The sequence below is a fragment of the Nocardiopsis changdeensis genome (assembly GCF_018316655.1).
Lineage (GTDB): Bacteria > Actinomycetota > Actinomycetes > Streptosporangiales > Streptosporangiaceae > Nocardiopsis > Nocardiopsis changdeensis.
In genome coordinates this window covers 43,208-63,109 of record NZ_CP074136.1, presented here as the reverse complement: position 1 = coordinate 63,109, position 19,902 = coordinate 43,208, and the positions used below count along the sequence as shown (strand labels likewise).

The following is a 19,902-nucleotide window of genomic DNA, read 5'->3' as shown; positions in this document are numbered from 1 at the left end:
TCTCGGCAAAGAACCAGCGCACGGCCGGGGCCGAACCACAGAGGATTCGCATGACCATGCTACGACGAGAGGATTCGGCTGCTGCTGCGCAAGCGCAGGACGCCGAACCCCTGACCGAGAGCCGCAGACACAGGTTCGTCTCCTGGAACCCTTTCGCGCAACGCGCGAACACCCCCAGGAAGCCACGCGACTGGGGCTATGGCGCCGCCATCACCGCCGCGTTCACCGGAATCGCCATGGTGTCGGCGATGACGATGTACGTCTCCTACGAGGCGCAGCACAGGTACACCGAGTCCATCAAGGGCGACTCGGAAGACCAGAGCATCGCCAATCACCTGGCCGCCGCTTCCTGGGACGTCGCAGCCGCGGTGTTCGCTCTTCTCGCGCTGGCCACGGCGATGCGCGGGGACAGCCCGCTGCGGGCCCGGATCGGCAACATCCTGTGCGCCGCCGCCTCGGTCTTGATGAACGGCGCCCGGTTCGCCCCGCCGGCCGATGCGTCCGCGCTGGACTGGGTGGGGCACCTGATCGTGTGGGTGGGTCCGGCCCTGCTGTATGCGGGCACCACGGACACGATCGTGCTGGAGATCCAGCAGCGGGCGATGCAGCGGCGTGGCCTGCACGTGGAACACCCGTCGATCTGGTCGGTCCTGGGCATCATCGTCCGCGGTTGCTTCGGGGTCGTCCTGTGGGTGGGCCGAGTGGTCTTCTCGCCGTTCCGGACGTTGACGCTGTTCCGCAGCTGGTACTTGGCGGAGGTCGCCTACGCTCCTGGGCGGACCCTGGAGGGCGACAAGGCGCGCGAGGCACTGGCGGCCGCGGCCGAGGCCCAAGGCGTCACCGAGGAGATCAAGCGGCGGTCGGCTGCGGCTGTGGCTGCCGCTCAGGCGGATTACACAGCGCGCGCGAACGCCGCTGAGGAGGCGGCGCGCGAGCAGGTCGAGACCATCCGTGCTCAGGAGAGGGCACGTGCGGATGAGGCAATCCGGTCCGAGCGCCAGCGGGCCACGACGGCGATCGACGCCGAGCGGGGCCGCGCCAATGCGGCGATCGCTGACGCGGACGCCCGGGTGCAGGAGATGCAGGAGGCGCACCTCCAGGAGGTCCAGCGCCTCCAGGGCGACTACGCCGCGGTGACGCAGGAAATGCAGGACCGGCACGCTGGTGAGGTGGCCGAGCTGCGGGAGCAGCTGGAGCGGGTGGGCGCCGATGCCGGCGCCGCCACGACGGAGCTGCGTGCCGCGCACCGCGCGGAGTTGCAGCGGGTGCGTGAGCAGGCGGCCGCCGAGCTGGAGCGGAGGGACACCCACCACCAGCAGCAGATGGCGGCCATGCAGCGGGAGCTGGACGACATGGCGCGGCGCGCGGCGTCTCTGGGGGAAGCCAACCGTGCGCTGGGTGTGGAGCTGGAGTACATGCGTGAGGCGGCGCCGAGCAAGATGCGTCTGCGGTGGCTCTATGACGACCTCGGGCGGCGCGGGGACCCCCGGTACCGGCAGCGCGCTGCGGTGCGCGAGGTCGCGCACGAACTCCTCGACGCTGCGGGGATGAGTTCGATCGGCACCGCGGTCAGCTACCTGACCGTCTACCTGGATGAACTGGAGGATCAGCACGGTCCTGGCGCCGATCACGCACCGGTGGGGCTGTCATGATGTGGGCTCACAATGAGATCGAAGAGGCCGAAGGGGAGTGGGGGATTGTGTCGGACCGGAACGAGATGACCGCTGTGGTCGATGCTTCCCCTGCCCCTGGGTGGGACGGTTGGGATGCGGACCCTGCCGGGGGTGATGTGTTCGTGCCGGCCGGTGCGTTTGAGATGGCGCTCGCCGACGACCTGGCTCCGGTGGGCCCGGAGCTGCCCGCGTTCATGGACATGGCCCCGGGGCTGCTGGCCTTCGGGCTGATCTCGGCCGGTGCCTTCGCGTGGTGGCGTCACACGGTCACGCGCCAGCGCCGACACACGTGGTTGGAAATGCAGACCCGCACGTGGTGGGGCCTGTGGCCCGGCCCCGGATTCGCCGGATGGAGGACGCTGAACCGCGAGTACGGTCGGCGTCGGCCGCGCCGGATCTCCAAGCACACCCGTCCGTCGCTGACCTGGCGTGACCGGTGGTTCGGTGACCCTCGTGCGTACTCGTTGGCGCACGGCAAGGCGCACCGGGCATGGTTCGGGCTGGTGCGCCACACGGTGCGCACGTCCTATCAGGACAACTCCCTGATCCTCTCGCCGGGCCAGGAGGGCAAATCCGCCGCCGGGGTGTTCCTGGCGTGGGATGCGCCGGGGCCGCTGCTGTGCACCACGATCCGCGGTGACCTGCTGGAGGCCAGCGGAGGATACCGCGCCACCCTGGGTGAGTTGCACGTGTGGAACCCGGCCGGGGTCGGCACGGTCGGCTCGACCTTCCGGTGGAACATGGTGGCGGGGTGTGAGGACTACGCGACCGCTGTGCGCCGGGCCTACGCCATCGTCTACGCCAGCAACTCCCAAGGGTTGAACGACGCGCACTTTTGGAAGAACTCCGGCGCGGCGGCGCTGTCGGCGTACCTGCACGCGGCCGCCCTGGTGATGGCCGCGCCGGGGGAGACGCCGGCAACGGAGTCCGGCGCGGAGGTGGAGTACGTGCACCCCCCGGTCACGATGCAGACCGTGGCGGACTGGCTGACCTCCCTGGACCTGGAGCCGTACGAGATCCTGCGTCTGCACCCGGGAGCCGACCGCAACGCCGCGCGGGCCCTGCTGGACCTGTACAGCGCGCCCACGAACACGCGGGGCTCGATCGTCAAGACCCTCAACGAGTCGCTTCGGTTCATGGCCGATGAGGCGATCGTGGAGGCGCTCACCCCGCACCCGACCATGCCCGAGTTCAAGATTGAGAAGTTCTTGCGCAGCAAGGACAGCCTGTACCTCATGGCGCCTCCGGCCGACACGCAGTCGCCGGTGGCACCGCTGCTGTCGGCGTTCACCACCGAGCTGTACCACGCCGCGATGCTCACGCACAGCAAGGAAAAGCTGGACCCGCATCTCACGATGCTGCTGGACGAGGTCGCCAACATCTGCCCCGTCCCGCTGCCGGCCTGGTTGTCCTACTCCGCCGGATCCGGTATCCAGGTCCACACCCTGGGGCAGTCCTGGGCGCAGTACCAAGAGCGGTGGGGCGACAAGGGGGCGGCACAGATCTGGAACAACAGCAAGTTCAAGATGCTGTGGCCGACCAACGATGACGAGATCACCCTCCACCAGCTGATCCATCTGGGCGGGACGGTGAGCATCAACTCCGAAGTCATCACCGACGCGGACGGGAAGAAGAAGAGGAAGCGTGTACGCCCCTACGATGTCGACGCGCTGACCAACCCCGGAACGCAGGTGCCGGAGGGGTACGTGGTGTGTCGGCTGCGGGGTAGGCGGCCGGTTCTGGTGAGGGCGCGTGTGTACTGGAAGGACAAGCGCTCGAAGTTGCCGCTGCCCCCGCTGCCGCCGGTCCAGGACCGGTACACGCCCAGCGCGATGCCCGAGCTGCGCCAGCAGGTCCACCAGGACGCGCTGCCCGCTACCGAGCAACTGCGCTCGGGCGCGGCTTCGGGGTCTTCCGGCAGCGACCGGTCGGGGCGTGATCCCGGTGAGGCACCGGCGTTGCGGCGCCCGTCCGCTGTCTCGGTGGACGCCGCGTCAACCGTCAGCCCGGGGTCGCTGGCACGCCGGTGGAATCCTGCGGCCCCCATGGAAGCGGATGAGGAGCTGTGAGCGGATACCTCGGCGGACTGCCTGAGGAAGGGGGCCCGGGTGACCGGGCCCCCGCCCCGGGCGTGCCCTCGCCCTCGGTGGCGGCGCAGCTTGGCATCGACTACGCCGAGCTGCGGGCACGGGTCAATGAACTCGGCGACCAGCAGCAGAGGGTCCTGGATCGCCAGGACGAACACGACAAGGACGTCCAGGATCTGCGGGCCCGGATAGGGGCGTTCGGCGACTCCCTGAACAAGATCACCGAGAGCCTGGAGCGCGCTCCGAGCGGCGGCCAGGACTCGGACCCTCAACCGCCCTCGGGCTGGGTCCACGTACCGGACGCGGAGCGGGCGGCGTGGCTGGTGGAACTCCAGTCGTGGGTTCGGGACGTGCTGTTCGTCCAGTGGCCGCACACACAGCGCCGCCTGCGGTGGTGCTGGCCGCTGCACATGGACATCATCTCGGACCTGTGGACGCTGTACCGCGGCTACACCACGGGGTTCGAGGCTGAGGATCGCCGGTTCGCCGACGCCGAAACCTGGCGCCGGTCCATGGACTACCTGCTGAAACAGGCCGAAGGGTTCACACGGGACTGCCCGAAGTACGGGGAGAAACCGCACCCCCTGCCAGATCCGGTCGGGCGTGATGACACGGCGGTGGGATCTCTGGTGCCGGTCATGTCGGAACTGGTCAAGGCGTACGACTGCCTCGTGGAAGCGCTCGAGCATCTGAAAGCAGCTGAAGCACCGGACACGAGCGAGGAACTACGCCTCGAGCACCGTGAGTCTGCGCAGCAACTCCGACGCAGGAGCGCGGAGATCACCCACGCCGCAGGCGTGACGGAAGAACAGTGGGAGCTGTTCGTCACGCTCAAGGAAGGCAACCAGCCGCAAGGCCAGGAGTAAAACGGTCGTGAGCTGGGCCCGTACCCGTCAGGGTGCGGGCCCTCACGACGTCCAGGGGTGGGCGTTGCCGCTGCACACCAGCCACAGCAGCGTGCATTCCACACCCGAGATGTAGCCGCGGGGGTGGCCGGACCTGGCGCGGCCCTCCAGGACCTCGGCTGCGTCGGCGGCTTCCCTCTGCATCTCGCCTGTGGAGGGGAGGCGGGCCCGGGGGTGGGCGCCGGTGACGGGGGCCTCCCGCCGCTCCCCGCGGGCCCATGCCACGGCGTCCAGGATGCCGGCCGCGTAGCTGCGTGCCGGGGACGCCGGCGCGGTGTCCAGGGCCTCGGCGCTGACCCGGGCCACCAGAGCGTCGACGTCCTGGGCGTAGCGCACCACGCCGAGCTGGTAGTAGGCGCGGTGCTCGTCCGGGGTCAGGGCGAGATCACCGTCGGCGTTGAGCCGCCGGCGCAGGTCCTCGGTCTCCTGGGGGGTGAGCGGGCGCGGCGGGGGAGCCGTGCCGTAGCGCGCCCGGAGTTCGGCCGGGGTGAGCAGGTGCAGCGGTTTGCCCTCGGTCATACCCCCTACGGTAACCCTCCCCGCTATCCCCTCGGCGGCCTCTACAGCTCCGGGCCCTCCAGCTGCTGTTCCATGACGCGCTCGGCCGCAGCGCGCTCGGCCTCGCGCTGCTCCAGCTCCTGGCGGGCCTGCTCCTCCCGGGCGGCACGCTCGGCGTCGACCTCGCGGGCCTCGCGCTGGCGCTGCTCCCGGTCGGCCTCCTCCTGGGCGAGCCGCTCCGCGTCGAGACCGGCGTTGCGGTGGTCGGCCAGGTCGGCGGCGTGACGGGCCTGGTCGATGACCCGGTCCATCTCAGCGGTGTGGTCGATGACCTCGTCCCACAGGGTGGGCTGGTCCGCGCTGGGCGCGTCCTGGGCCACCGGGTCCGGGTCGCGCTCCGCGGCGCCCGTGTCCCGCTGGAAGTCCTCCGGCCGCCGCCAGGGGTCGGGCACATCTTCGTTGGCGATCTCGACCACGGTCACGCGCACCTCGGCGTCCTGGACGGGCGGGGCCGGCTCGGTGATGCGCTCCACGACCTCCATCGTGATCTCAGCGTCCACGACGGGCAGGTCCTGGACCTGCTCGGCCGCAGGCTCGGGCTCGGCCTCGACGGGCTCGACATCGACCACCTCGGGCTCCGGCTCGGAAGCGGCCAGGGCCGCCCAGTCCACACCCGAGGCGGTGAACTCGTGCTGGTCGAACTCCGGCGTCGGTGCGGCCTCCCACGCCACGCTCACCTGGTCGGCCTCGACCAGGTCGTGTTCGGTGACCTCGGGCTCCGCAGCCTCGATCTCCAGCACCGTCGGCGCAGCCTCGACCGCCTCAGCCTCCACGGGTTCGGCCTCGACGGGCTCGGCGTCGACCACCTCAGGGGCGGGCTCGGACACCTCGATGTCGTCCAGGCTCATCTGTCCGGGGTGGACCTGGGCGCGCTCCTCGGCCTCGGCCTGCTCCGCACGGCGGGCCTGGGCCTCCTCGTACTCGCGGCCACCGGCACCGTCCAGCGCCAGCGGGCGCAGCGCCCCCACGTCCACCCGCGCCTGCCGCTGCTCCTGAGCGTCCTGCTCCGCACGGCGGCGCAGCTCCTGGTCCGCGCGCTCGGCCAACACGCGCTTGTCCTCGGTGGCGTCGTACCAGCGCTGCCGCGCGGCGTCGATCCGCTCCAGGTCCTGGCGGTGGGCGTGCATCTCCTGGGCCAGCTCCGCGCGGGCCTGGGCCTGGGCCTCCAGCGCAACCCGGCGCTCGTCGTCCTGCTCCTGGCGGGCCTCGGCACGCAGGTGCGATACCTGCTGGTCCAGCTCACGGGCCTGGAGCGAGGCGGCACGCAACTCCTCGGCGACGTAGGCCGGCGCCCACCGGGTCTCACGCTCGTAGGCGGCCCGGAGCACGTACAGCTCGCCCAGCGACGCACCGGACAGGTCCCGCACGCCCTCCGGGGCTCCCAGAGCATCGTGAGCGGCCAACCAGGCGGCCCGCTGCTCGGGGTTGGCGCGGGAGGGCGCCGGGCCGATGGCGTCGCTCTCGGCCTGGTGCATCCACTGCTCGCGGTAGGCCAGGACCCGGCCGGCGCGCTGCATCCACTGGTCCCGCTCGCGGGTACGGGTGTCGGCGGGCACGGGGCCGATGTGCTCGACCAGCCACCGCGGCGGCTGGTGGGCGGCGCGCTCGGCGAGTTCGCGGGTGCGCTCGTCCATGCGCTGGGCGATGTCGTGCCGGGCCACGTCGATGGCCGGCACCCCCAGGTCCGTGGTGCGCTCGGACCAGGTGGCGTTGATCTGCTGCTCGCTGGGGTCCAGGGACGCCACGTCAATGCCGTGTTTGTCGGCGTCGCCGTCGATACGCCAGTACAGGACCTGTGAGATCTCCTCGGCGGTGCCCAGCTCACGCGAGCTGATCGCCTGGTCAAGGATCGTGTCGGCCGGGTACCCGGCCATCTCCAGACGGGTGAGCATACGCCCCAGCGTGCTGAGCGCCTCCTCCTTGAGCGCCCTCTCCAGGTGGTGCGGGGCCAGCACGCCGCGCTCGGCCGCGCGCTCCAAGTACCCGCGGGCGGTGTACTCGCGCGTCATGTCCAGCCACATCGCCCCCAGGTGCCCCAGGTGACGGGGACGCTCGGCCTCGCCGAGCATCGCCTCGGTGGCCATCGGGTCGACGGCCTCACGCTGCATCGCCGCCGCGAACACGCCCAGCCGCTGTTCGTCGGCCTCGCGCGCCCGCTGGGCGTGCTCGCCCGCCAGGCGCTCCCCGCGCTGACGCGCCCCGGCCTGGCGCAGCTCGGCGGTGTACTCCTGGGCCTGCTCCGGGCCGGTCCGCAGATCCGCGCCCTGGTCCTCGACCACGCCGTACCCGTAGTTGCCCTCCTGGCCACGGGTCATCATCACGTACAGCATCTCGTCGGTGACCGTGCCGTCCACGATGCTGTAACAGGTGTGGACGTCCCGGCCCTGCGCGGCGTGCGTCGTCCCCGCATAGGCCAGCTCGACCTGGTCGGCCACATACGCCGCGGGCAGGGTGACGGGGATATCGGAAGTAGCGTCCTCCTCGCGCAGGGTCGCGCGGATCCCGCCGTCCTCCAGGACCTCGACCACACGCAGCACATCCCTGTTGGACAGGGGACGTTGGTCCTCGCCGACCTTGATGTGGGTGTCGTTGGCGCGGGCCACGATCAGGTCGCCGACACTGGCGGTGTTGGCATCCCGCAGCCGCGTGCCGCCAGCCTCCACGAGACCGGCCTCGACCAGTGCCGCACGGGCACGCCCCGACAGCGCCGACGCGCTCTCGTTGGTGGACGCCAACAGCAGGGTGTCCTTGCCGTCCAGGTAGTCGGCGAGGTAGCTGCGCAGGGCCTGGGCCTCCATGTCGGCCCGGCTGCCGGCCGCGAGACGGCCGTGCTTGTCGTAAGCGGTCAGCGCCTCGGCCATCCCGTCGCGCAGCTTCAAGGACGCCTCGGCCTCCCACGCCTCGGCGAACCGGTGGACCTTCGTCAGCTCGTAGGCGCCGCCGAGTTCGACCAGGTGCCGCATCGCCCCGGCCGCACCGGGCGCGGACAGCTGGGCGTGGTCGCCCGCCCACACGACCTTGGCGCGGGCCTGGGCGGCGATGTCCTGGATCTCCTTCAAGTGGGTGGTGGTGACCATGGACGCCTCATCCACCACGATCAGCGAGCCCGGCACGACCCGGGTCTTACCGGACTCCACCAGGTACAGCCACTTGGCGATGTTGTGCGTGGCATCGAACGCCTTGGCGCCGTTGACCTTCTTGGCACCCAGGATGTTCGCCGCGTTCTGGGCCGTGGCCAGCCCCACCACGGGGGCGCTGGTCTTCTCCTTCCACAGGTCGGCCAGGTAGCCCAACGTGGTCGACTTGCCCGAACCGGCCGGGCCGACCAGGACGTCCACACCGCGCCCGCTCGTGGCGACCCCGGCGATGGCGTCGGCCTGATCGACGTGAAGCCGCGGGTACAACTCCATGAGTTCGGCCCGCACCTGCGCCGATTCCCGCAAAGCGCGCGCCGTTTCCTCTGAAACACGCGGCGTCTGAGACGAAACAGGCGCGCGCTCCGCCTCGCCCTCGCCCGTCTCGGCCGAAGCAGCCGCGGCGGCTTCGGCGGCGGCCTGCTCCGCGGCTCGGGCCCGGTCCGTTTCGCGCCAAGCGGCCTGTGTCTCAGCTGAAATCGGCGAGGGGATGATCGTCTTCTGCCCCCAGCGGCTGCCGTTCGGCGCGTCCTCACCCACGGGCAGGGGCTCGCCCGCCAGGGCGTCCACGAACACCGCCTGCACGGTCTCCAGGTCGGCGCCGGTCTGTGCGGCCAGCTGCGCCATGACGCGCTGGGCGCGCTCGGCAGCATCGGGCGCGTCCAGGTCGATGAGGTCGACGGCCTGGCGGATGGCCTCCACCTGGGCCTCAACGGTGAGGTCGCCCTCTCGGTAGGGATCGGCCTCCGGGCGCGGGTGATCCGCAGGGCGGGCCGCCTCAGGGGCCGGCGCGGGCACGTCCACCCCGAGCACCGTGCGGGCCAGGGAGCGCGCCACGTGGGCGCTCAGGTCGGGGCCTGGCTGGGCGCTCTCGCTCAGGTACTGCTGGTGGCGGGCCTCGGACTCGACCGGGTCGAATCCCCACGACTCGGCGGCCTGGCGGCTGATCTCCTCCCCCGTCATCTGGGGGCGCTCCTGGGAGGGCGCGGGCCACCGGTGGGCGTCCACCCCTGCGGCCACGACGACGTCGACCAGGTGGCGTTCCTGGTCCTGGAGGACCTCCCGCAGCCGCTCGGGATCGTCTGCCAGGTCGCCGGGGTCCATCCCCTCGGGCAGCGTCACGGCACGCACGGGGCCCTCGTGGTGGCGCAGCAGCTCGTAGGCGGCCACGCTGGCCTTACGACCGGCCTTGTCGTCATCGAACGCCACCAGCACACCGGCTTCGGGGCTCGCCGCAGCGGTGAGTGCGGCGTACTGGTCCGTGGTGAAGGCCGTACCACCGGGGGCGACCGCGACGTACCGCGGATCACTGGCGCCGGCCACCGCCAGGACGTCGAACAGCCCTTCCACGATGACCGGCTGAGCCCCTGCGGCCAGGGCCTGGCGCTGCACGCCGAGCCCCATCAGGACCTTGCCCTTGGAGTAGATCGCCGTCTCAGGCGAGTTGAGCCACTTGGCCGGGTGGGGGTCGTCGGGCAGCTTGCGGCCCATGAACGCGACCGGGTCGCCCTGGGCGTTGTGCACCGGCAGGACGACGCGCCCGCGGAACCGGTCGATGATCCCGCCGCCCTCGGTGCGCAGGACCAGACCGGACGCCATCAGCTCCTCGTTGGAGTAGCCGAGCGCCGACAGGTGGTTGAACAGGGCGTACCGGCTGGTGCCGCCGTACCCGACCTGCCACGGGGAGTCCAGCGCGATGGCATGGCCGAACCCGCGGCCGTCCATGTACTCGCGGGCCTCCTGGCCGCCATCGCTGTGCAACTGCTCCTGGAACCAGGCGGCCGCGTCGCGGTGCGCCTGGATGAGCCGCTCCTCCTCCGGGGTGTACACCACCTCCTGACCAGCGATTTCCTCGGCCGCAGCCTCCGGGGCGCCCTCGGCGCCCTCGGCGCCCTCCAGGGCGCGGGCGTCATCCGCCACCCCACGGACACGAGAGGAACCCGACTCCCCTTCGTCGTTTTCATGAGAATCGGCGCTGTTCTCCTCAGAATCGGCGAGCGTTTCGCTTGAAACACCGGTCGCTTCACCCGAGACACCGGCCGCATCGCTCGAAACACCCTGCGTTTCGCCGGCCTCCGACTCCCCCCCGGACACAGGGGGAGCGACTTCGTCCGCGCCCGCCTGGCGCTCAGCCTCAACCGTCACGGCGCCCTCGGCCGTAGGCTCCACGCCCGGCACCGCTTCGGCCGAAACACCAGCGGCTTCAACCGGAACAGCCTCGGCCTCGGCCGCGGGCTCGACGTGGATCCGCGGAGCGTCCAGGCGCAGGGCCTCACTGATCAGCTGCTGCTCATCGTCCAGCAACTTGGCGGTGGTGTAGCGCTCGGCGTTGGGGGCCAGGTAGACGCTGCGCCCGTCGGCGTCGCGCAGCTCGGCCGGGATCAAGACGACGTCGGGGGCGTTGAGCAACCGCACGTCGGCGGGGCCGGCGGGGCTCAGCGCCACATCGGTCATGCGGTCGACCAGGGCGTGCACCTGCTCATCCGAGAGCGCCCCGAGATTCGGGGGAAGCTCGTCGTTGATGCGGCGGAACACGTCGTGGCGCGTGAAAACGGACTTGGCCTCCTGGACCCGTTCCACCGCCGTGGTGATGATCCGGTCCATCTCCAGCTGCGTCGGCTCGTAGGCCAGGGCCGTGTTGCGCTCGGGGTCGATACGGCCCAGCACCCGGCCCGGGATGGCCCCGAGCTTGCCCAGCTCCAGCCGGTCAGCAACGGCTTCCCACTTGGCCAACAGAGCCGTCCGGCTCAGATTGGGTTCCTTCGTTTTCCGGGTTGCCAAGGTCGCCTCTTGGCCCATCTTGTACATCACGCGGGCGTTCGGCATACGGCCGTGGGCGTCCACGTAATTCTGGATCAGCCGCTCCATCTCCGCAGTGACCGCGGTGTCGCGGGAGGAGAAGCTCAGAATCTCCTTGGTCGAAACGCCTTTCAGTTCAAAGCCGTTGCCGTCCGCTCGCTGAACCGCTTCGGCCCCCAAGTCCCTGGCTAGGTCCTGGAAAAGCTTGCGCTCACCCGCTGCCGCCGCACCGGCACGGGAACGGAAAAGCGCCCGCGAGTCGATTCCACGCCACTTTCCGTCCTCGCAGAGCTGCCTCCCGAGAATCGCGTTGTGCACGTGAATTTGCGGCTCACCGGCTCGATTCGTGTGCTGAAGGAACTGGGCGACCACCCACCCGCCGGCGGGCGTCCACTTGCCCGTGCTGCGCCCCTCAACCTTGCCGCCGTGGTAGCCGGTGCGGGCGGCCCCTGCGTGCTCCCGCAGGTACTCCAGGCTCGCACCGGCGCCCGCCATGACCGCCCGGATGACTGCATCGGCCCGCTCGTTGCACTGCGCGGCGCGCTCGACATTGCCCGCCTCCTGTGCGGCCTTGGCCGCCGCCAAGAGGCCAGCGTGCAGCAGCGAAACAGATTTGGGAACCGAGAAGGTCGCGTCGTAGAAGTACACCGTTTTTTGACGGTCGGCCCTTTTCTCGGCCTCGTTCCTCAGCTCTCGCTGACGCTCCGGAGTGGCCTCAGGTTCGCGCTTGAGCAACTGTGCATACCAGGCATCCACGTCCTTGTAGCGCGAAGGACGGCGACCAAGCATTTCCTTTTCTGAATCCGGGACATCGGATTTCAGAAAATTCTCATCCCGAGGATCAACGAATGAAGAATAAAGCTTCTCCATCACCTTGGGGTCGATCTCATCGCCAGGGGTGAAGCCGAGCGCCTGGGCCCCGGGCCCCCACCACACGCCTTGCGGTTCACCGTGCTGGGTAACAGCGACCGTGTAGTAATTCGCGGCGCGGGGAGTCGTCTGGCGGGTCAGATATCCGGGGTCGTATCCGGTCGCGAGAGTCAGCACTCGGTGACCTCCTCCCCGGCGGCGACGGCGCTGGGCGCGCAGCAGCAGACGTGGTCAGTCTACCATGATCACTAATAGTGCCTAGGTTTGATCGGTTGCTGTTGCTTGTGGCTTGTCTTGCCTGGTGACTGCCTACTGCCTAGCTCTGTGAGCTAGGTAGCTTCGCTACCTAGCTTGCTGGTTGGCTCTGACTGGCTCTGTAGTCCTTCCTGCTGGCCTTTCAGGTAAGGTCATCCGCTGTGGTTCGCGCACGGCGCCGAAGGCGCCACGCGCGAAAGGGCCCCGCCGAAGGCGGGGCCTAATTTTTTCGCGAATACTGTTACCGGGTCTGCCGTTTCGGGCGGGGAGCGGCGGGGACCCTGTTACCCGCACTGGGCAACCCTCTCTCCCCGTGCGCGTCGGGGCCTGCGACCCACTGTGCGCAAAGCCTAGGACAGGTTCCGCATTCTCAGCTGTTACCGGGGCGGCTTGTGCTTACATGGGCGCACCGACTACCACGCGCGAGGAATAGCGATGACAGACACCGGCCGTTCCGAAACCTCCTACCGTGACGCTTCCGCTGGGGCCTCGGCCCGTGCCATGGCGCGCGAAATCGCGCGCTCCGAACGGGGTCCGCTGCTGGTGAAATCCGGAGTGGCCGGTCTCGCCCTGGGCCTGGCCGGTGGGGTAGCGCTCGGCTGGGGTGTGGGCCTCGCGCTCGGGCTCGTCCTGGCGCTCGCCGTGGGGCTCGCCCTGCGGGCCCGGGGCCGGGCGTCCTACTGGCGTCGTGGTGCGCTGGGGGAGCGGCGCACTGGGCGTCGCCTCGATCGCCTGCGTCGGCGCGGCTGCGTCGTCCTGCATGATCTGGCTGTACCGGGTTCGCGTGCGAACATCGACCATGTGGTAATCGGCCCATTCGGCGTCGGGGTGGTCGACAGCAAGCAGCGGCGCGGTCATGTGCGTTTCGATGGTCGGGGACATCTGCGCATTGGGAATACCGGGGCCCCGTTGCTGGTCAAATCGGTGAAGTGGGAATCAGGGAAAGTCGACTCCGTGCTTTCGGTGGAGTTGGGGCGGCGCGTTCCTGTGCTGCCCGTGCTAGCTGTGCACGTGTCGCGCTCGCGCTTTCCGCAATGGCGAGAATTCGAGTGCCTCGGGGTACCGATCATGGCGGCCAATAACACCGGTCGGTGGCTCATGTCGCGCCAACGGGCGCTCTCCGCTAGTGAGGTGGCCGTGGTCGCTGATGCGGTGCGCGCGCGTTTCACTCCACACGGGCAACGGTGACTGGCGCTTGGCTCGCGACGTCGGCCGTCGCGAGCGGAGCGGCTGGCGCTTCGCTCGCGACGGCCGACGTCGCTATCGGGATGGCTCGTGGTTGAACCGAAACCGGTGGGGCCCGTGCTGAGTCGCTCGGCACGGGCCCCGTGTGCGTGGGGGTCAGGCTGCGAGTCCGAGAAGTGCGGCGCGGACTTCCTGGTACTCGAACTTACGGGGCTTGTAGGCGCGCAGGCCGTCCATGACCTGACGGCGGGTGTACCGCGTGCACGGGCGGCGTCGGGAGTCGGTGAGGGATCGGGCGGCGTACCCGGGGACGCCGGGGGTGGTGATCCGCTTGCGCAGAGTGGACGCCATGCCGATGGCGGTGGGCGTGTCGACGCCCATGGCGTAAAGGTGGCTCGCCACGGTGTGAAGGTCGGTCCGGTAGGCCCTGCGGGCGGCCGCGCGTTCGGCGACCTGGGCGCGGCGCTTGGCGCGGCGGTCGAGTCGGTTGGCCTTGGCCTGGGCGACGGTGATGTGGGCCATGGGAACGCTCCTTGGTCGATTCGGTGTCGGTCTGGTGGGAGTGGGCTCCTCCCGACCGCTTGCTTTAATATTACCCCATACGGGGGGCGCGAGGGTCTGACACGGACCCTTTCGAGATCACGAAATGATAACGAGATCGGGTGTGCTGCGGGGGTCGCCGGCACGGGCGTTCTCCTGCCTGCCGGCGACCCTGGGGCGCTTGCGGTGCGCGACTGCGCCGCCGAGTCGGCCGACTTCGCCGCCAACACGGACGGGGCCCGTGCCGAGTCGCTCGGCACGGGCCCGTGTGCGCTGTTCCGGGGCCCGGTCGGGTCGGGCCCCGGCTGGCGTCAGCCGGTGATGGTCCACACGCTGAGCGCTCGGCGAAGGTGCACCACTTCCGCGCTGGTGGTGGGTGCGGACGGGTAGGCCGCGCGGTAGGCCGTCATGGCGTCCTCGACGCGCCGGTACTCGCGCGCGTAGGCCCTCGTCCCCTGGAAGGTGTTCCAGGGGAAGTGGACGTCATGGTCAAGGTCGGTGAGTGCGGCGAAGGCGGCCGCGACCTCGTCGGCCTCGGCGTTGAACACGACGGGGACGACAAGGTCGGCGTGGGCTGCGATGACGGCGGAGTCCTGGGCGTCGATGATGTCGCGCGGGGAGGACTCGAAGTTGGCCCAGTAGCCGCGCTCCTCCCGGCGCAGCATCTCGGTGGCCACGGTCAGCCGGTCGGCCTCCCCCGAGGCGATCGCCTCGAAGTAGCGGGTTACGCGGTATCGCAGGTCCATGCACGATTCGTCGTGGAGGTCGCTGTAGCTGCCGGTGTCGGCCTCGCGGGTCCAGCGGAGAACGCGGGTGCTCGTGGCGGTCGTCATGGTGTGTCTCCTTGGGTTGATGCGGTTTCGGTCCGGCGGTGGGGAGTGGGCCCTCCCCGACTGCTTGCTTTAATATTACCCCACATGGGGGGCGGGGGAACCGGGAACGGCCCCTTTCGGGATCACGAACCGGTAACGAGATCGGGGGCGGTCTCGGCGTTCCCGGCGTGGCCCCGGGGACTCGGGACCGGGTAGGGCGCCACTCGGCGACCGAGTCGGCCGACTCCACCCCGAACGCGCGGGGCCCCGTGGCGGACGTCCTGCACGGGGCCCCGTGGGGGAGGGTCAGCCCTCCAGGGTGGCGCTCACGCGCCGGTAGACGACCTCCTCCCAACCGCCGGTGCGTCCGACCGGAAAGGCGCTGACGGCCTCCTCGGGGACCCCGGCGCGCACGACCACGGGGCCCGAGCGGGTGCGCAGGATGTCACCGGTGCGGACCTCCCAGGGGGTGACGCACTCCCATCGGTAGAGGGAGCCGTCTTCCTCCCTGTGGGCGAACCGGTCGATGACGCTCACCTCGGCGTGAGGGCGGCCCTGGTAGCCGATCACTCCGGGCTTGGGCCACTCGTCGGTGACCTGGTAACCGGCCCTGTGGGCGAGATCGCCCACGCGGGCGGCCAGCTGGGCCGCCTCGGTCCAGTCGGCGACCGGCTCCCCCCACACGTGCTGGGCGGTGGTGGTGGCCTCGGAGCGGGCGACTCGGACGCCCGCGAGTGCGGCGATGGCGGGGAGGCCGCCGCGGGCGGCAGCGGCCAGCAGGGCGGCGGTGGTGATCTCGGTGGTGGTCGTCATGGTGCGTCTCCTTCGGTTGATGCGGTTTCGGTCCGGTGGTGGGGAGTGGGCCCTCCCCGACCTCGCGCTTTAATATTACCCCACACAAGGAGGCGGGGAAGCCGGGAGCGGGGCTTTCGGCATTACGGAACGGTAACGAGACCCCCGACCGTTTGCTTGAGCGGAGAGGCAGCAGGGGCACACCCGGTCGCTCGGCGTGGCCTGCGCTGCATCGGTGCGGCCAGTGGGGGCGGGATCGCCGCCCCCACCAGCGGCCTACAGGTCGGCCAGAGTGAGGCGGTCGGCCTCTCGGCGCAGGTTCTGGATGTCCTGACGCCACCGGGTGAACACAAGGGGGCTGACAGGCAGACCACTGGCCTCGTCCACGCGCTCGGGGGGCGTCTGCTCCAACCGGTCAGCGGCGCGGCGCATCGTGGCCTTGGCGGCGCGCAGCTGGCCACGGGTGGGGCCGCTGGGCTCGAACGTGGCGCCCGGCGCGGCGGCGGTCCAGACGCGCAAGCATGCCTTGCAGTCCTCGCCCTGGGGGCGGTGCTCCATGGTCGGGTAGTGGCTCTGGGCGACCCGGCGGCCGCACAAGGTGCGCTTGCCCAGCCAACCGGCCAGGTGGACCCGGACGCCGTGTCGCCCGGCCTCGGCCCACGTGGTGCGGCCGAACTCGGCGCGGAGGGTGGTGGTGGTCTGGGCGGTCATGTCGCGTCCTTCCGGTTGATCGGGTGTCGGTCCGGTGGGGGTGGGCTCCCCCGACCTCTTGCTTTAATATTACCTCACACAAGGGGCGGGGGAGCCCTTTGCGGGGCCTTTTCTGGTCACGGAATGATAACGACCCTGGGGGCTGTGGCGGGCCGCCGGCAACGGGGGACCGGTCCGGCCGGCCTCCTGCGGCTGCGCGGGCTCCTGGGCGCGGGCCCGGGGGTGACTCCGGACCGAGTGGGGCGCCACTCAGCGACCGAGTCGGCCGACTCCGCCGCGGGGCCCGTGCCGAGTCGCTCGGCACGGGCCCCGGGGCGGCTGGGGCCCGGTGCGGTCCGGGCCCCGGGGCGCTCACGTGCGGGGGCGGTCGGCTCGGAAGCGCAGGCGCGCGGTGACGCGTCCGGCGTGGTCGAGTGCGCGGTAGTCGGCGCGGGCCTCGCGCGCGTCCATGGCCACCCATTCGGCGTGGCGCTCGTTGCGGCGGTTCCTGATCCGGGCCAGTCGCTGCCGGGTCTCCTCGGCGGTGAGTTCGCCGCTGCGCTCTGCGGCGTAGGCGCGCTCTCGGGCCTGCGCGTACCACACGTCATAGGGGCGCTCGGGGGTGTGTGCGGCGATGATCGCGCGCGCCACCTGTCCGATGCAGTGGCGGAGACGGAACCGGCGGATGAGGCGGGCTGCGCTGTGGGTGTTCATCGCCTCGGCGCGCCCGTGGGCCTGGTCGACGGCCAAAAAGCGGCGGGCCGCGACTGCGTCGGCGCTGGTGGAGCGCGCCACGATTCCGGGAATCCGGGTGTCGATGATGTTCACTGCGGGCCTTCCGTGTGCTGGGTGTCGGTCCGGCGTCGGGGTGGGCTCCCCGGGCCGCGTGTTGGGGTGCGGGTCGCCGCCCCGCCCGGGGCGGCGACCCTGGGGGCTAGTAGGCGCCGTGGGTGAGGTAGTCGGCGAGTTCGGCGGTGTTCTGGGTGCGCAGGGCGCGGCGGGTGGCGCGGTGGTAGTCCTTCTTGACCCCCCGCATGCTCACGCCGCGACGGTTGTTGCGGACGCCGGTCTTGTTGCCGAGGTCCCAGCTGTCGGCGGTGCGGAGCATCTTGGTCAGGGGCTCGGTGGCGAACATCGCGCGTGCCTTTCGGTCGATCCGGTGTCGGTCCGGCGGTGGGGACTGGGCTCTTCCCGACCGCTTGCTTTAATATTACCCCACACAAGGGGCGGGGGAGCCCTTTGCGGGGCCTTTTCTGGTCACGGAATGATAACGACCCTGGGGGCTGTGGCGGGCCGCCGGCAACGGGGGACCGGTCCGGCCGGCCTCCTGCGGTTGCTGCTGCGCGGACGCCGAAGGGCCCGCGCGGGACGGCGCGGGCCCGGGGCCAGGGCCCCGCCCGGGGGCGGGGCCACGCGGTCAGTCCTGGTCCTCGTTGATCTGGGTGAGGACCTGGTCAACGTGGCGCTGGAGGACGCGCCGTGCCATCTCGGGGTCCCGGTAGGCGCTGGCCAGGGTGTCCAGAACGCGGCCGTAGCCGATCAGGAATCCGGCGTAGGCGCGAAACTCCATGGCCTGCGCGCGCTCCAGGTCGGAGCGCACGCGGGCCTTGTCGGCGTCCATGACGCCGGGCTCGGTGTGGCGGACGCTGCGGGCCGGGAGGGGCTCGACGTGGCAGAGCTGGCGGGCGAGTTCCCGACTCTGCTCGTAGTGCTGGTGTTCGATGGCGCGCAGCAGGGCTCCGAGCCTGGCGCGCTCCTGCTCTCCGGCGTGGCGTCGGCATTCGTTGATCTCGGCGCGCAGGCGGTCGGGGTCGGTGACCCGGCCGCTGCTGGCGAAGGAGTAGAGCGCGCTGGCCTGGCCTCCGTGCCAGTCGGCGGCGATGGAGCGGGCTTCGTCCATGTCGGGCGTGTACATCCGGTACTTCTCGGTGGTCACTGTCGTGCCTTTCGGTCGATCCGGCATCGGTCCTGCGGTGGGGAGTGGACTCCCCCCGACCGCTTGCTTTAATAATACCCCACACAGGGGGCGAGAGAACCCCTTGCGGGGCTTTTCATGGTTACGGAATGGTAACGGGATCGGGGCTGACCTTGGCCTTTCCGCTGCGGGCCCCGGAGCGCCTGCGGGTGCGGCGCCCCAGGGGGGAGCGGTTCAAGCCGCGCGTGTCGCGAGGATCACCGCGCGCAAGAGAACCTCAAGTTTCCCGCCGGGCATGGCGGTGGTCGTGCGCCCGTCGGACAGGTCGGCGCGGGCGGCGTCCGTGCTCGTGCGCTCCTCGCCGAACTTCCACGAGATCATGCCCTGGTAGTGCGGGTTCTCGCTGTACCCGATCGCCTGGTATCGGGTGTCGTCTCCGCTGCGGGCTCGGAGGACAACGTGTTCCGCGGTCGCCTCGGCGACGTCCACGGTCCAGGTGCGACCCTCGTAGGTGGTGGTGAAGGGGCTGGGGGCGCTCATCGCAGGTCCTTTCGGTTGGTGCGGTGTCGGTCCGGCGGTGGGGAGTGGACCCTCCCCGACTGCTTGCTTTAATATTACCCCACATGGGGGGCGGGAGAACCGGGAACGGCCCCCTTCGAGATCACGAACCGGCAACGAGATCGGAGGTTCTCCGGTGGGGGCCGGCGCCGGTAGCCTCCTGCGCGCCGGCCTCCTCCGGCTCCGCGGGCTGCACTCGGCTCCGAGTAGGGCGCCACTCGGTGGCCGAGTCGACCGACTCCAGCGCGAACACGGGCAGGGCCCCGCACCGGCGGTCCGGCGCGGGGCCCCTCGGGGCAAGGTCAGACCTCCGGTGCGGCGGTCCGGTGGTCTCGGGCGCGGGCTTCGGCGGTCAGGGCTCGGATCACCTGCCGGGAGCGCCGGGCGCGCTCGGGGTCCAGCGCTGCCAGGAAGCACAGGTCACGGGCGATGATCGCCGCTGCGTGGTGGATGAGTGCCTCTTTCAGCTCCTCGTCGGACATGGCGGGAACGCGGGGGTCGTACCTCAAGTGGTCCTCGGCCTCGTCCAAGGCTGCGGCGCGCAGTGCGGCGCAGATGCGGCGGTCCTGGGGGGTGATCGTGATCGTCACGGTGATGCCTTCCGGTGGTGCGGTCTCGGTTGGGCATCGCGCACGGGGTGGGGGTATGCTGTGCGTGATGCTGTCGGCCTTTCGGTTGACGGTGTCGGTCCGGCGTCCGGCCTGGGCACCCGCTTGCGGGAAGTGGCCGGACGCCTTTTTCGTGCCTGGGCCCCGGGGGCGCGGGGTTCGGCCGCGCCCCCGGGGGTGGGCGTCAGCCCTGGTCGGTGAGGCGCTCGTCCAGTCGGGCGACGCGCTCGACCAGGCCCCGGACCTGCACGCCCTGGGCGCTGAGGTTGACCAGCCCCAGAAGGGCGCCGTCGGCGTGCGCGCGCGCCTGGTCGTGGCGGCCCTCGGTGGCGGCCAGGAACCCGGCGGCGATGGTCCGGGCGGTGGCGTGGCGCAGGGTTTCGGTGTTCACTGTCGTGCCTTTCGGTCGATCGGGTGTCGGTCCGGCGGTGGGAGTGGGCCCTCCCTGACCGCCTGCTTTAATATTACCCCACGCAGGGGGCGGCGAACCCGGAAACGCCTCCTCTGCAAGTCACGGATCG

Annotated in this window: 16 protein-coding genes; 4 read left to right on the top strand and 12 right to left on the bottom strand. The window is 70.7% G+C overall.

Annotated features, from left to right (window positions below; genetic code table 11):
* Window positions 1–50: 50 nt before the first annotated feature.
* Genes KGD84_RS33035 through KGD84_RS33025 form a run of 3 tightly spaced genes read left to right on the top strand, consistent with a single transcriptional unit; the run spans window position 51 to window position 4,626 of the window.
* On the top strand, window positions 51–1,652 hold the full coding sequence (locus tag KGD84_RS33035; RefSeq protein ID WP_220566052.1) for a hypothetical protein: 1,602 nt from the start codon (window positions 51–53) through the stop codon (window positions 1,650–1,652).
* Window positions 1,649–3,742: a type IV secretory system conjugative DNA transfer family protein gene (locus tag KGD84_RS33030; protein WP_220566051.1), complete on the top strand. Its 2,094-nt coding sequence runs from the start codon at window positions 1,649–1,651 to the stop codon at window positions 3,740–3,742. The genes KGD84_RS33035 and KGD84_RS33030 overlap by 4 nt, the downstream gene beginning before the upstream one ends.
* Window positions 3,739–4,626: a hypothetical protein gene (locus KGD84_RS33025; protein WP_220566050.1), complete on the top strand. Its 888-nt coding sequence runs from the start codon at window positions 3,739–3,741 to the stop codon at window positions 4,624–4,626. Before KGD84_RS33030 ends, KGD84_RS33025 begins: the two co-directional genes overlap by 4 nt.
* 42 nt (window positions 4,627–4,668) lie before the next feature.
* On the opposite strand, the gene KGD84_RS33020 is transcribed toward KGD84_RS33025, so the two are convergent.
* Complete coding sequence (locus tag KGD84_RS33020; protein ID WP_220566049.1) at window positions 4,669–5,184, bottom strand: hypothetical protein; 516 nt, start codon at window positions 5,182–5,184, stop codon at window positions 4,669–4,671.
* Between the two features lie 41 nt (window positions 5,185–5,225).
* Window positions 5,226–12,203: a MobF family relaxase gene (gene mobF / locus KGD84_RS33015; RefSeq protein WP_220566048.1), complete on the bottom strand. Its 6,978-nt coding sequence runs from the start codon at window positions 12,201–12,203 to the stop codon at window positions 5,226–5,228.
* 513 nt (window positions 12,204–12,716) lie between these two features.
* Between mobF and KGD84_RS33010 the strand changes: the two genes are divergently transcribed.
* Window positions 12,717–13,469 (top strand): nuclease-related domain-containing protein, encoded by a 753-nt coding sequence (locus tag KGD84_RS33010; protein WP_220566047.1) that lies wholly within the window; start codon window positions 12,717–12,719, stop codon window positions 13,467–13,469.
* A gap of 153 nt (window positions 13,470–13,622) precedes the next feature.
* Here KGD84_RS33010 and KGD84_RS33005 read toward each other — a convergent pair whose 3' ends face one another.
* The 10 genes from KGD84_RS33005 to KGD84_RS32960 form a co-directional block, all read right to left on the bottom strand.
* Window positions 13,623–13,988, bottom strand: coding sequence for a hypothetical protein (locus KGD84_RS33005; protein WP_220566046.1), 366 nt, complete (start codon window positions 13,986–13,988; stop codon window positions 13,623–13,625).
* A 329-nt stretch (window positions 13,989–14,317) separates the two neighbouring features.
* Window positions 14,318–14,839 (bottom strand): hypothetical protein, encoded by a 522-nt coding sequence (locus KGD84_RS33000; RefSeq protein WP_220566045.1) that lies wholly within the window; start codon window positions 14,837–14,839, stop codon window positions 14,318–14,320.
* Window positions 14,840–15,124: 285 nt separating this feature from the next.
* Window positions 15,125–15,631, bottom strand: coding sequence for a hypothetical protein (locus tag KGD84_RS32995; RefSeq protein ID WP_220566044.1), 507 nt, complete (start codon window positions 15,629–15,631; stop codon window positions 15,125–15,127).
* A gap of 255 nt (window positions 15,632–15,886) precedes the next feature.
* Window positions 15,887–16,321: a hypothetical protein gene (locus KGD84_RS32990; protein ID WP_220566043.1), complete on the bottom strand. Its 435-nt coding sequence runs from the start codon at window positions 16,319–16,321 to the stop codon at window positions 15,887–15,889.
* A gap of 351 nt (window positions 16,322–16,672) precedes the next feature.
* A complete protein-coding gene (locus KGD84_RS32985) occupies window positions 16,673–17,128 on the bottom strand; it encodes a CCDC34 family protein (RefSeq protein WP_220566042.1) in 456 nt (151 codons plus the stop codon).
* 106 nt (window positions 17,129–17,234) lie between these two features.
* Window positions 17,235–17,435 carry a hypothetical protein gene (locus tag KGD84_RS32980; protein WP_220566041.1) on the bottom strand — a complete coding sequence of 67 codons (201 nt, stop codon included), beginning with the start codon at window positions 17,433–17,435 and terminating at the stop codon, window positions 17,235–17,237.
* Between the two features lie 282 nt (window positions 17,436–17,717).
* Window positions 17,718–18,236 (bottom strand): hypothetical protein, encoded by a 519-nt coding sequence (locus KGD84_RS32975; protein WP_220566040.1) that lies wholly within the window; start codon window positions 18,234–18,236, stop codon window positions 17,718–17,720.
* A gap of 213 nt (window positions 18,237–18,449) precedes the next feature.
* On the bottom strand, window positions 18,450–18,755 hold the full coding sequence (locus KGD84_RS32970) for a hypothetical protein (RefSeq protein WP_220566039.1): 306 nt from the start codon (window positions 18,753–18,755) through the stop codon (window positions 18,450–18,452).
* Between the two features lie 320 nt (window positions 18,756–19,075).
* The gene (locus tag KGD84_RS32965) at window positions 19,076–19,363 is read right to left on the bottom strand and encodes a hypothetical protein (RefSeq protein WP_220566038.1); all 288 of its coding nucleotides are present in this window, start codon (window positions 19,361–19,363) and stop codon (window positions 19,076–19,078) included.
* Between the two features lie 202 nt (window positions 19,364–19,565).
* The gene (locus KGD84_RS32960) at window positions 19,566–19,772 is read right to left on the bottom strand and encodes a hypothetical protein (protein WP_220566037.1); all 207 of its coding nucleotides are present in this window, start codon (window positions 19,770–19,772) and stop codon (window positions 19,566–19,568) included.
* Between the last annotated feature and the right edge of the window lie 130 nt (window positions 19,773–19,902).